The sequence below is a fragment of the Streptococcus parasanguinis genome (genome assembly GCF_964238605.1).
GTDB classification, from domain to species: domain Bacteria; phylum Bacillota; class Bacilli; order Lactobacillales; family Streptococcaceae; genus Streptococcus; species Streptococcus parasanguinis_AJ.
On record NZ_CAXSMM010000001.1, the window covers coordinates 302,738 to 314,962 of the forward strand.

Sequence of the window (12,225 nt, forward strand, 5' to 3'; positions counted from 1 at the left end):
ACCTCTTAGTCGTGGTATTCACCACGGTCCCATTTTTCAAGGAATTCTGTAAAGAAATCAGCATCCGCTTGATGAGCATTATGGGTTTCCACATGTTGGATCTTAGCGATCAATTTTTTATTTTCTTCAGTTGGTTTGTATTCAGCGTGGATGAATGCTTCAATGATATCGCACATGAGCAATTCACCCGTAATTTTACCACCAAATCCGATGACATTTGCGTTCAATTCTTCTTTTGCATAAAGAGCAGTTGTCATATCGCGTACCAAGGCAGAACGGATACCAGGTACTTTGTTAACAGCATTGTTAATCCCAACACCAGTACCACAGATACAAACACCAAGATCTGCTTGGCCACTTGCTACGGCTTCACCGACTTTCTTACCAAAGATTGGATAGTGGGTACGTGTATGGTCATAAGTCCCAAAGTCGAGCACTTCGTATCCTTTTGATTTCAAAAAATCAGAAACAGCCATTTTTTCATTTGTCACAATGTGATCACAACCAATTGCAATTCTCATTTGAATTCTCCTCTCATTAGCACATCTTATTCAACATATCGACACGGATTTGGTGACGGCCACCGTCGTATTTACCATTGACGAAGCCTTTGGCAATGTTTTTCGCCAATTCATCCCCAACAATTTCAGCTCCCATGGTAATCATTCGAGAATTGTTGTGTCCACGTGTCATATAAGCAGAACGTTCATCTGAAACTTCTGCTGCCACCATTCCTTTGATTTTAGTCGCAACCATAAATGGACCAGCTCCATAAGCATCAATCACGATTCCAAGATTTTGATCGTTTTTGTTCACTTCGCTCGCAACTGCAAGTGTCACATCTACAAAATCTTGACCTTCAGCGGTTACATCTACAACATCGAAGTTTTCTTTTACAAGAAACTCTTTCACGAGATCTTTTAATCTTAATCCTGCAGCATCTGCACCAATTACAATAGACATGTCCTGTCCTCCTTTTGTTTGTTTCAGCAAATATCCCTGTTGTTAATTTTTCACAAAGAAACATTTTCTTACTTTTGATAATATATTACACCTATTTCGAACGAAAGTCAACATTAAATTGTTTATTTTCGAACATTTTTTTAAAAATATAAACACCATATCTAGAAAAGATATGGTGTCAGTTTTCAAACTACATGAAACGATTATTTTGCATTTGCAGCATATTCTTCGTTACGTTTGATCATTTGTTTTCTGTACCAAGCGAAGATTCCGATATAGAATGCCAAGAAGACAACTACACCAAGGATAGCTTTGATATCACCAGTTGTTGCGTTACCGATTGTCCAACCGAGCAATTTTTCAACTGGTCCTTCAAGAGTTGAGTGAGTGATCAATTGAGTAGAAGCTACCCCTTTAGGGAAGGCATCAACACTCTTAGCCAATTGAGTTGCAAATGGTGCAATCAATGTTCCTGAAAGAAGGAAGAGTGGCAAGAGAAGGCTTCCGAAGATGATCATACGGATCAATTTACCACGTGTTACAACCAACAAGGCTGGAGTCACACCCATAGCGATGATACCTGCAAGTGGCAAGATACCATTTCCGACTTTAGAAAGAAGCACTGCTTCGATCAACATGATTGGTGCAAGTACGTTCGCACAAGCCCAGATTTCAGCACGACCAGCGATAAATGGCCAGTCCAAACCGATGTTGAATTTACGTCCTTGAAGACGTTTAGTAGCAACGTTTGTAATACCTTGTGACAATGGTTCTACCGCTGCGATGAACCAAGAACCGATCAATGAGAACAATTCCAAGCAGACACCGGCAGTCAAACCAAGGCTCAACCAACCTTTAATAACCAATTCCCATTTTTCCGCATCTGCGACACCAGCAACTGGATGTGGAGTACCCATGATACCGATGACGATACCAAGAAGGAAACCGATAAAGAATTTAGATCCCCAGAAACCGATCTTCTTGTTCAATTTAGCAGCGTCGAAGTCGTATTTATCAAGACCTGGGAAGAATTTGTCAAAGATTTTATCCAAGACCATGATGATTGGGTTCATCATGTAGTTCATGTGAGTTGAAGTCATAGGTGATGAACTAGGTGCATTCAAAAGATCATCAAATGTTGGTTTCATCAAGTCTGAGTTGATGATCTTCATAATCCCTACTAGGACTACTGCTACAGTAGCAACGAAGAGAGAAACTCCTGCGCTAACTCCATTTTTATCAGCATACCATTTGATCAAAAGACCAGTGATAGACAAGTGCCAGATATCGAAGATATCGACGTCAAGTGTATCAGTTTTCTTGATCGCAAGCATGATAACGTTGACGATCAACATAATCAACAAGAAGTAAAGTGTCCAGGCAGACCCCCAAGTAATGGTCGCAAGAGGCGCCCAACCAACGTCTGTGATATTCAATTGAATACCAGTATTCTCAACGAATTTTGCAAGAGACGCTGAGAAAGCACCATTCAACATACCGATGATAGCACCGATACCAGTAAGGGCGATGGCAAGTTTAATACCACCTTCAAGGGCTTTAGAGAATTTCACTCCAAACAAGAGAGCCAATAAAGTCAAGACGATCAACATGATGATCGGAGCACCCATGTCTAGGATGGGTTTGAAAAATTTATTGGCAAAATCAATAATGCCATTCATAATAAATCCTCCCGATTTATAATTTGTTATATTAGACTTTAATCGTTCCCAATTTTATCATTGGATAACGCTTACAAACTGTTTTAAAAAAATATTAACTTAATCCATGTTCTTTAATGGCAGCTTCGATGTTATCAAAGACTGGCGCACTCATCGCTGGAATACGGAATAAAATTGGTCCTGCTTCTACCACTGGAATACCAGGATCAAATCCCAAATCAGTTGCAGCAATTGGAGTAAAGATATCATAACCTGAAATCAAATCTTCATTGACATCTTTGACCATGACAGCGTCACAACGCACATCATAACCACGGTTTGACAACTCTTCTTCCAACGCATTCTTAATTTGGTGGCTAGAGTTAACACCTGCACCACAGGCAGCTAAAATTTTAATCATTTGGATGTCCTCCATTATAAATATTTACGAATGTTTTAGGAAATAGTTTCCGTAATGTATTGATAAAGCTTATCTTCACTATCTAATTTTGATAGAGCTTCGAGATTTCCATTGGATGTAAAGAAATCCATCAGCTGGGCCAAAATATTGGTTTGGCTAGAGCTTGAATTGTTGATAATGAAGAATAAAAGTGAAACTTGGACTTCCTTATCTGGAGCAATCATATTATGGAAGGTTACGGGTTGATCCAAACGAACCACGACCACATTCTCAGTGAGATTATGGACAATGTCTGTGTGCGGGATCGCCACATTTGGTAAGTCCTTACCAAGAAATTCCATGTCTAATCCAGTCGGGAAAGACTTTTCACGCTCAATCAAAGCGGAACGATAGGTTGGTGTCACAATCTGTCGCTCTTCCAATAAGCTTGCTACCTGCTCAAAGAGATCTGTTTGATCCTTGGCATGTAGGCAAAATACAAGATCTTTGTTAAAGAGTTGATTTAATCCCATTGTTGCCACCTCCTTATCTAACTATTTATTTATAGCTTCAGTATATCACTATATTGATTGATTGTCAATCATTTTTTGTCTAAATTTGTTTAATTTTGTTTGTATATCTCTCTAAAGCGCTTCCTAACCGTCATTTTCTAACATCCTTAAAAAAGTAAAAAGTGGTCTCTTTTTTGAGACCACTTGATCTTAAATGATTTTCGTATACAAGGCGTATTTGTCTTTGATTTTCTTTGGAATACTATCATCGGTAATAATGGCATTTAGATCTTCCACACGATAGAAACTGTAGAAGGAATAACTATCAAACTTGCTGTTATCAGCTACCACATATTTCTCTATCGCATTGTTCAGAATAATGGCATTGCCATTTCCTTCTTCTTCATTAGCAGTAGATACACTATGGCCATCGATTCCATTCACCCCGATGAAGGCCTTAGAAACCTTGATTTCTTTCAAAAGTTTATTGGCAAATTGACCGACAAAGGTTTGTGTCTTTACCCTGTAGCGACCACCAACTAAGATCAAGTCATAATTCGGGAAATCCTTGAGCTTCTCAAAAATAGGCAGGGAGTTGGTGACGATGCTAATTTCTTTCCCTTCCAAATAATCTCCGATAAAGTCTGTTGTTGTACCAGAGCCAATAAAGACGGTATCCCCATTTTCGATCAAGTCTGCACATTTTTTGGCAATGCTTCGTTTCTCATCAATATTGATCAGATTTTTTTCACTGTGAGAAGCTTCTAATAAGCTATCTTTGACTTTTTTGTGGGCCCCACCATGTACACGAACTAAAAGACCTTGTTTTTCAAGATCAATCAGATCTCGACGAATGGTCATATCTGTCACCCCAAAAAGTTCCTTGAGCTCTTTGACCGATACCACACTTTTTCGATCCAGTTCCTGAAGAATTTCAACATGTCTGCTATCTTTCATGGTACTACTTCCATTCCTACTATATTTGTCTCTATTATACTACATTTTTCAAAAAACACAAATTCAAACATTATATTAACAAGAGTAAACATGATATTTTTATAATAGATAAAAGAAAAAAGCCTTCCGTCAATCCGGAAAGCTTTGATTTATGCTATTTCTAGCTTCCTCACCTTAATATTTCAAGGCTCGGGAAAAAAGGTTTAAGAAACCTTATTATTTTGCGATTGGGTAAACAGAAACTTGTTTTTTATCGCGACCTTTACGTTCGAAGCGTACTACGCCTTCAACTTTTGCGAACAAAGTATCGTCTCCACCACGTCCAACGTTCACACCTGGGTAGATGTGAGTACCGCGTTGACGGTAAAGGATAGATCCACCTGTTACAGTTTGTCCATCAGCTGCTTTAGCTCCAAGACGTTTTGCTTGTGAATCACGTCCGTTTGATGTAGAACCTCCACCTTTTTTGTGGGCGAAAAGTTGCAAGTTAGCAAGATTCAATTTCAACATAATTGTTTTCCTCCATGTTAGTTTTCTGTGATAACTCTTGTTTGGACGAACTCTGAAGAGTTCTCCGATAAGTTTGCCATCCCTAAGAAAAATGATTCAAAGAATAGTTGGGTCATTTCTCTTTGATGTGGTGGAATATCTGTCGGGATTGTGACCCGAAGGAAGCCACCTTCTTCTTCGTTTAATTCTAGATCCGGTTCGTAGCCTGCAAACTTCTCAACAGAGTTGACAAAGTTAATGGCTAGAGTCGAAACCGATGCACACACGACATCAAAGCCGTATTCACCGCTTCCAGCGTGCCCAGTGATTTCTGCACTCCTCAGCTCGCCATCTTCGGCTCGTTCAAAGACTGCTTGTATCATGTGTTCTCCTAAAAATTAAGCGTTGATAGCGTTGATGACAACTTTAGTGTAAGGTTGACGGTGACCTTGTTTACGGTGGCTACCTTTTTTAGGTTTGTACTTGTAAGTAACAACTTTCTTTTGTTTTCCTTGTTTTTCAACAGTTCCAACAACAGTAGCTCCTGAAACAAGTGGAGTTCCGACAACAGTGTTTTCACCACCAACAAGAACAACTTCGTTAAATGTAACTTCTTGACCAGCTTCAACGTTCAATTTTTCAACGTAGACTGCTTGACCAACTTCAACTTTAACTTGTTTTCCGCCAGTTTTAATGATTGCGTATGTGCTCATTATGCACCTCCTATGTATTTTTGGGTTTCCCCGTATTTTTGTGAAGACTCGCCTAGCATCGTGGGACGAACCACTTACTCTCATGGAAATGAGCGACGATGTTCGAGCGGTTGCACAGGCATGTGCATAGTCAACTCTCTAAGTATATCACTTCTATCAGACAAAGACAAGTATTTTTGCGCTTTGAAAGCGAATTTTCTTTGAAAAATCTATTTTTTGTATCTTGTAGTTTAAGATCGCATTCAAAACCGGCTTTCATCTACTTATCCTTAAATTTAAAGTCATTAAAGCTCATTTTGGCTTTAGACGAATCGTTCATCCCCTTCATTTTTTCTTCTTGTTCCTTAGTAATTTTTATCGGAATTGCTGCAGCAGTATTTGGTTTTAACACACCCGATTCGCTCACTTCATAGTCAACTGTAACATCTTTAAAAAGTGGCTCTCCATCATATTCCAAATTCAGGACAAAGGATCCATCACGATCGATGGTTGTGGTGGTACGATTCACAATAAAGAATAAGGCGAAGCGATTTTCCTCATTTCCAAAGGTATATCCTGGGAAAAAGACAAATAATTTTCCAGGTTCTCCAAGCGTTGGATGTTCCTTGATAAATTTCTCAGATGCTTCCAAGACTTCGTTGTCCTGGTCTTTGTACTGGTCGGCTCTGACAAATGTGAGGGGTTCTTTTTTACTGCTGGTTGACTGGCTGGTCTTTTCTTCTTTTTTCGGGCCAGTAAATGATACTTTGACGCAGCCTGTCAACAGAAGCAAACTTGTCATTAAAACGATAATTTTTTTCATCTTGTCTCCTTTAAGTTGGTTAGAAAAAGAGGCTGGATACTCCCAGTCTCTCCTATAGCAAATCCTCAATCAGGTCATCGACCTCATCTTTTTCTGCTTTTGGTGTGATCTCTGTTACGATGATACCTGCTACCGCACGCTCAACCAAAGCTTCCACATCCATACGTTGCTCATATTGCTCCGCATTTTTGAGTTTTGGATTGGTCTTTGGACGATCCGGTGCAAAGATGGTACAACAGTCTTCGAATGGCTGGATAGAAATTTCAAAGGTATCAATGGCTTGGGCAATATCGATGATTTCCAATTTGTCCATGGTCACTACCGGACGGATAACCGGCGTATTGGTTACTGCATTGATGGCTTGCATACTCTCTAAGGTTTGGCTAGCCACTTGTCCCAAACTTTCACCATTGATAATCACCAAACCACCTCGAACCTCGCGAATGCGGTCTGTAATGCGCATCATAAAGCGACGGGTCAAGGTCATGAGGTAAGCTTCTGGCGCTTTTGCCTTGATTTCTTCTTGAATCTCTGTGAAGGGCACCTCGATAAATTGGATATTGCCCCCAAACTTGGTCAACTTCCGTGTTAAATCATGGGCTTTTTTCAGCGCACCTGGGCTAGTATAAGGTGGGCTAGCAAAGTGTACTGCCTCAATGTCCACACCCCGCTTTAAGGCTAGGTAGCCAGCTACTGGAGAGTCGATCCCACCAGAAAGCATGAGCATGCCCTTACCAGACGTACCAACAGGAAGGCCACCTGCTCCTTTAATGGTTTCATAAGAGATGTAGGCTGCTTCTTCTCGGATTTCAACCTGCAAGTTGATATCTGGTTTTTTCATCTGAGCTTGGATAGTTGGGATCGCTTCAAAGACCGCACCTCCCAAGGTTTGATTGAGCTCGCGACTATCGAGTTCAAAGGTATGGTCACTGCGCTTACTTGAGATTTTAAAGGTCAAGCCGTCCTTGTAAATCTCCTTCATGATCTCTTGCACAGCCGCTTTTAAGGCCGGAACAGATTTTTCAATCTTGTAAACGGGTGAAAAATTTTGGATTCCAAAAACCTGCTTGAGGGATTCTGCTACTGGCTCATAATCTGTCCCATGCAGATAGGCATGCGCCCGATCGCGGTCAGCTGTCACTTTGACAGCTGGATAGATAGATAAAACATCTTGGATATTATTGCGAAGTTTATTGATAAAACGCATACGGTTCTTTCCTTTAGTAGAAAGCTCTCCATAGCGAATCATAATTTCTGAATAGGTTAAGGTCATGTTGATTTCCTTCTAAAATTAACGTACTTTTCGTGTTTGCTCGTAAATCAGTTTGAACTTGGTTAAGAATTGCTCGACTTGGCTCATGTCGTTTTCAAGATCGAGACTCAAGCGAACAGCTGTCTGTGCGATACTCTTATCCACTCCCATAGCAATCAAGGTTCCAGCTGGCTTACCAGCTTTGGACGAGCAAGCACTGGTTGTCGAGATGTAAATATCAAACTCTTCAAAGGCATGGACCACTACTTCTCCACGAACTCCCTTGATCCCGAAAGTCAAGATGTGAGGCGCAAAGTGATCCTCACCAGAAAAGATAGTGACATCTGGATAGTTGGCCAATTCTTCGCGGATGACTTCTTTCATCTGCTGGGTCTTGCTGGCAAAAGCTTCTTGGTTTTCCATAGCTAAGCGTAGGGCTTTTGCTGTTGCTGCGATACCTGCCACGTTCTCGGTTGTCGAGCGCATTTCTTTTTCTTGACCACCTCCGGTTAAGAGAGGGGTGATCTTTTTGCCTTCTTTGATGTAGACAAAGCCGACTCCGCGAAGTCCATGGAATTTGTGACTAGAGAAGGTCGCAAAGTCCACGCGCTCTGGTAGATAAACTTCTGCTGCTACCTTTGCCAAAGCTTGAACCGCATCGACATGGAAACTAACCGTTGGGCGATCCTCAAGGAGAGCCGCGATGTCATGGATGGGCTGGATGGAACCAATCTCATTGTTGACGGCCATGACAGAGACCAAGGTCGTATCCGGACGGAGTAGGTTAGCCAAGGCATCCACCTTGACAAAGCCACGCGCATCCACAGGAGCGTAATCCACTTCGAATCCCTGCGTCTTTAACCAAGCAGCCGATTCCTTGATGGCAGGATGCTCGATGTCAGAGACAATGATATGCTTGCCATAAGGAGCTTTCTCAAAGGCGACACCCTTGAGGATCCAGTTGTCCCCTTCTGTCCCACCAGACGTGAAGTAAATTTCCTCAGCTTTCTTGCCAATTAGCTCCGCAATTTGTTTCCGAGAAGCCTCTAAAATACGAGTCGCTTGACTACCTAGATTGTGCAAACTAGAAGGGTTGCCCCAGATCCGAGTCGCTACTTCTGTATAAGTCGCAAGGGCTTCTGGATAGGGTTTAGTCGTTGCTGAATTGTCAAAATAGATCATGTCCTACGCATCCATCACTTTCTTTTTACGTAACTTCTATTTTATCATTTCTAACCGCTTGGGACAAGGATTTGATAAAGAGAGATGCGGCAAAATCACTCTATAAAATTCAGTTCTTTTTAGACATTTTTCAGAAAATGACTTATAATAGGAAAGTGTTAAAAAACAATTTTTGATAGAAAGAGAATGAACATGTCACAATATTCAAGAAGTAACAAAAACCAAAAACCTGAGGAAAAAGTTGATACAAGACCATCTCGCGGTGAGAAAGTCAAACAAGGTTTGTCCGTATTTCAAACGGTTGTAGCTACGATTGCCAGTCTCTTAGGGATTATCGTCACTTCCTTTACCATCATGAGTCTGCTCAATAAAGACAATCAAAAAACAGAAGACAAACCATCTAGTAGCACCAGTGTCGTCGTAGTTCATGATAAGGGATCTGACTCCAGCGCTACCAATACAGATGCTAACACCAATACACAAACCAATTCAAGCAATACAGAAACAAGTTCACAAAAAGAAACCGATAGCTCATCTGCTACCGAATCTAGTTCATCTGCCGCACAAGACCAAGGCTCCACAGCAACAGACAGTGGCGCAGATACAGCATCATCTGGAACCAACTAAAAAATCAGTTAGGACAACCTTACTGATTTTTTTTTGCTTTCGATGCCAGCTTTTTCTGATTTATATAGAAAGCATCTATCTCATTGTCGTACTCCCACTTGAGCTTTGAACTCTCTTCCTAGATTTGATCCAATTACTCAAGTAATCTCCACCCTATATCAATGTCGGATCCTATATACATCTCATCTAGATTCAATGTATTGTCCTCATTAATTGGGATATCTACTCCCCAACCCGATTCTTCAATATGATTTATACGTCCATAAACATTCATATAATATTCGGGAGTTGTAAGCCCACCATCACTCCATTGTGTCTGATCCCAATCAATCTGAACGGATTCAACTTTTGAATTTTGTGCTTTGACTAAATCAATAACCTTCTGTTCGTGTTCTTTTAGGTAGTCCAGTTGTTCTTTTTTTATGTCTCCTTCTGGTTTTTGTACGACTTTCTTTGAAGATGGGGTCGTTATCTTCTGTTCAGGTCTTTTGGTCAGGGTCATGATTTTTCCTCCAAGAAAAACCAGTCCTAGGATCGGTAACAAAATGATCAAAAATAGTTCCATTTGTCTCTTCATAAATCCTCCTTACAGACTTTGAATCTTCCAGTTCTTACTCAATATAATCACCCTTAATACTAATATTATGGCCCATACTAAATGTCATCTTTTGATCAGAATCAAATACGACATCCACCCTCCATCCTGAATCTTCAAGTTGATTGACGGTACCAAAAATTTCTATGACCTCATCTCCACCTTGTGGGGTCCCATTTCCACCATCAATCCATTGCGTTTCGTCCCAATAAATCTGAACAGAATCAACCTTTGAACTCTTCGATTTCACAAAATTGACGATTTCTTGCTCGTGCTCTTTGAGATAAGCAAGTTGTTTTTGTTTGATCACTTCTATATCTTCTTTTGTGGAGGAAGAGGTTGCAGTTTGTACTTGTTTTGTATGAGCTTTTTGTTTTACACTACAACCTCCAATGCTTGTGAAAATAAACATTAAAGCTAATAACTTAAGCGTACATTTCATTTTAATTTTCTTGTTTCCTCATAACACTTTTACTTCTATTTACTTAAGAAAAAATTTTCCAGCCACCATTTTCCTCGATATAGATATCATTAAGCATGCCCATTTTTTTGATAGTTGGTATGCTATTTTGATCTTCTAGGTAAAAATCAACGGAGAATTTTGTGTTTTTTAATTGATTAATCTGACCAGAAATAGATAAATTGTATCCACCACCCTGAGGCGTTCCTTTTCCAGACTCTTCAATTTGCATACTGTTCCAATCAATCTGAACGGATTCGACTTTTGGATTTTGAGCTTTCACAAAATCAACAATTTCTTTTTCATGTTCTTTCAAATAGGCTAGCTGCTTTTGTTTAATGGCTTCTTTATCTTCTTTTGTGGTTGAAGAGGTGACAGTCTGCGCTTGTCTGCTCTTTTCACGTTCTTTCTTCACACATCCTACTAGACATCCAAGTGTTGAAATGAAAGCAAGTGCGATTATCAAATTGTTTATTTGTTTTCTCATAATTTTATTTCGTTTAAAAGTGATTCCTCTATTGCATCTCTCATTGTCTAACGGACGGATCATTTCTTTTCTACCCGATACAAATTGTCTGAACCAATTGAATCTATTTTAGGCATTTTATTTTCGTCTAACGTAAAATTCAGGCTAAAATTTGTTAGATCACTTCCATTGGCATAACCATAAACTAATAGTATTTCGTCACCTCCCTGAGGCGTTCCATTACCTCCTACAACTGTTTTAATACTGTCCCAGTCATAAGACACCTGCGTAATGTTAGCATTATGAGCTTTAACATAGGCTGTCATCTCTTGCTCGTGTTCTTTCAGATATGTGAGCTGTTTTTGTTTAATGGTTTTTTTGTCTTCCTTGGTTGTCGAAGGGGTTGCAATGGGTGCTTGTTTCGTTTGCTCTTTTGAATTTATGGTACATCCTCCTATACTTGCAAGGAGAGCTAATGTAGTGATTAATTTAAACGCCGTTTGTTTTATCATGTGCTATCTTTTTCTAAAACAGTTCTTTTTCAAAATGCATTATACTTGATCAGGAAATAGGCTTTCCGTCAATCGTAGGTTCATGGAGCATAAACATTTCTCGCATGTTAATTGACTGATCATCATTAATTGGAATATCCACTCCCCATCCTGAGTTCTCGATATGATTAATGCGTCCAAAAATATTCATATAATATTCGGGAGTTGTAAGCCCACCATCACTCATCTGAGTTTCATCCCAATCAATCTGAACGGATTCGACTTTCGGATTTTGGGCTTTCACAAAATCGACGATTTCCTGCTCGTGTTCTTTGAGATATGCTACTTGTTCTTTTTTTATTTCTTCTTCTGATTTTTGTACGACTTTCTTTGAAGAAGTGGTTGTTATCTTCTGTTCTGGTCTTTTGGTTAGATGCATAATCTTTCCTCCAAGAAAAACCAGTCCTAGGATCGGTAAAAGAATAATCAAAAATAATTCCAGTTGTCTCTTCATCTCTTCTTCTCCAATCCTTCCTTTCATGACTGGATGGGCCAGTCACTTTCCTTACTATTATAGCATCTTTCATTTGAATCTCAATCTAACTCACTAGTTAGAGACTATATGCAGCAATCATAAAAGAACTTTCGGGGTTCTTCT

At 39.8% G+C, this 12,225-nt stretch carries 18 protein-coding genes and 1 other annotated feature; of the genes, 1 reads left to right on the top strand and 17 read right to left on the bottom strand.

Going from position 1 to position 12,225, the window contains the following annotated elements; all coding sequences use genetic code 11:
* Window positions 1-5: 5 nt before the first annotated feature.
* The 12 genes from lacB to ACESR9_RS01570 form a co-directional block, all read right to left on the bottom strand.
* Window positions 6-521 (bottom strand): galactose-6-phosphate isomerase subunit LacB, encoded by a 516-nt coding sequence (gene lacB, locus ACESR9_RS01515; RefSeq protein ID WP_003002763.1) that lies wholly within the window; start codon window positions 519-521, stop codon window positions 6-8.
* A gap of 16 nt (window positions 522-537) precedes the next feature.
* On the bottom strand, window positions 538-963 hold the full coding sequence (gene lacA, locus ACESR9_RS01520) for a galactose-6-phosphate isomerase subunit LacA (RefSeq protein ID WP_003007724.1): 426 nt from the start codon (window positions 961-963) through the stop codon (window positions 538-540).
* A 203-nt stretch (window positions 964-1,166) separates the two neighbouring features.
* A complete protein-coding gene (locus ACESR9_RS01525) occupies window positions 1,167-2,642 on the bottom strand; it encodes a PTS transporter subunit IIC (RefSeq protein ID WP_373105136.1) in 1,476 nt (491 codons plus the stop codon).
* 94 nt (window positions 2,643-2,736) lie between these two features.
* A complete protein-coding gene (locus ACESR9_RS01530) occupies window positions 2,737-3,042 on the bottom strand; it encodes a PTS sugar transporter subunit IIB (protein WP_003002828.1) in 306 nt (101 codons plus the stop codon).
* 35 nt (window positions 3,043-3,077) lie between these two features.
* Window positions 3,078-3,554, bottom strand: coding sequence for a PTS sugar transporter subunit IIA (locus ACESR9_RS01535; RefSeq protein ID WP_003007730.1), 477 nt, complete (start codon window positions 3,552-3,554; stop codon window positions 3,078-3,080).
* 189 nt (window positions 3,555-3,743) lie between these two features.
* Window positions 3,744-4,490, bottom strand: coding sequence for a DeoR/GlpR family DNA-binding transcription regulator (locus ACESR9_RS01540; RefSeq protein WP_003007732.1), 747 nt, complete (start codon window positions 4,488-4,490; stop codon window positions 3,744-3,746).
* 216 nt (window positions 4,491-4,706) lie between these two features.
* A complete protein-coding gene (rpmA, locus tag ACESR9_RS01545; RefSeq protein WP_003002805.1) occupies window positions 4,707-5,000 on the bottom strand; it encodes a 50S ribosomal protein L27 in 294 nt (97 codons plus the stop codon).
* 17 nt (window positions 5,001-5,017) lie between these two features.
* Window positions 5,018-5,362: a ribosomal-processing cysteine protease Prp gene (locus tag ACESR9_RS01550; RefSeq protein ID WP_003002581.1), complete on the bottom strand. Its 345-nt coding sequence runs from the start codon at window positions 5,360-5,362 to the stop codon at window positions 5,018-5,020.
* 15 nt (window positions 5,363-5,377) lie between these two features.
* Window positions 5,378-5,692: a 50S ribosomal protein L21 gene (gene rplU / locus ACESR9_RS01555; protein ID WP_003007734.1), complete on the bottom strand. Its 315-nt coding sequence runs from the start codon at window positions 5,690-5,692 to the stop codon at window positions 5,378-5,380.
* Between the two features lie 34 nt (window positions 5,693-5,726).
* Window positions 5,727-5,814: a sequence feature (ribosomal protein L21 leader region), on the bottom strand.
* Between the two features lie 137 nt (window positions 5,815-5,951).
* On the bottom strand, window positions 5,952-6,494 hold the full coding sequence (locus ACESR9_RS01560; protein WP_070588905.1) for a membrane lipoprotein lipid attachment site-containing protein: 543 nt from the start codon (window positions 6,492-6,494) through the stop codon (window positions 5,952-5,954).
* 52 nt (window positions 6,495-6,546) lie between these two features.
* The gene (gene thiI / locus ACESR9_RS01565; protein ID WP_049499090.1) at window positions 6,547-7,767 is read right to left on the bottom strand and encodes a tRNA uracil 4-sulfurtransferase ThiI; all 1,221 of its coding nucleotides are present in this window, start codon (window positions 7,765-7,767) and stop codon (window positions 6,547-6,549) included.
* Window positions 7,768-7,785: 18 nt separating this feature from the next.
* Window positions 7,786-8,928: a cysteine desulfurase family protein gene (locus ACESR9_RS01570; RefSeq protein WP_373105140.1), complete on the bottom strand. Its 1,143-nt coding sequence runs from the start codon at window positions 8,926-8,928 to the stop codon at window positions 7,786-7,788.
* Between the two features lie 192 nt (window positions 8,929-9,120).
* Between ACESR9_RS01570 and ACESR9_RS01575 the strand changes: the two genes are divergently transcribed.
* Complete coding sequence (locus ACESR9_RS01575; protein WP_049498239.1) at window positions 9,121-9,555, top strand: DUF6556 family protein; 435 nt, start codon at window positions 9,121-9,123, stop codon at window positions 9,553-9,555.
* Window positions 9,556-9,688: 133 nt separating this feature from the next.
* Here the strand turns inward: ACESR9_RS01575 and ACESR9_RS01580 are convergent, their stop codons facing one another.
* From ACESR9_RS01580 to ACESR9_RS01600, 5 genes are read right to left on the bottom strand one after another with little or no spacing between them, the layout of a single operon-like run.
* On the bottom strand, window positions 9,689-10,132 hold the full coding sequence (locus ACESR9_RS01580) for a hypothetical protein (protein WP_373105142.1): 444 nt from the start codon (window positions 10,130-10,132) through the stop codon (window positions 9,689-9,691).
* Window positions 10,133-10,166: 34 nt separating this feature from the next.
* Window positions 10,167-10,592: a lipoprotein BUG3 gene (locus ACESR9_RS01585; RefSeq protein ID WP_373105144.1), complete on the bottom strand. Its 426-nt coding sequence runs from the start codon at window positions 10,590-10,592 to the stop codon at window positions 10,167-10,169.
* Between the two features lie 43 nt (window positions 10,593-10,635).
* Entirely contained in the window at window positions 10,636-11,097 is a 462-nt protein-coding gene (locus ACESR9_RS01590; RefSeq protein ID WP_373105146.1) for a hypothetical protein, read from the bottom strand.
* Window positions 11,098-11,156: 59 nt separating this feature from the next.
* The gene (locus ACESR9_RS01595; RefSeq protein WP_373105148.1) at window positions 11,157-11,588 is read right to left on the bottom strand and encodes a hypothetical protein; all 432 of its coding nucleotides are present in this window, start codon (window positions 11,586-11,588) and stop codon (window positions 11,157-11,159) included.
* 49 nt (window positions 11,589-11,637) lie between these two features.
* On the bottom strand, window positions 11,638-12,081 hold the full coding sequence (locus tag ACESR9_RS01600; RefSeq protein WP_373105149.1) for a hypothetical protein: 444 nt from the start codon (window positions 12,079-12,081) through the stop codon (window positions 11,638-11,640).
* Window positions 12,082-12,225: the final 144 nt, after the last annotated feature.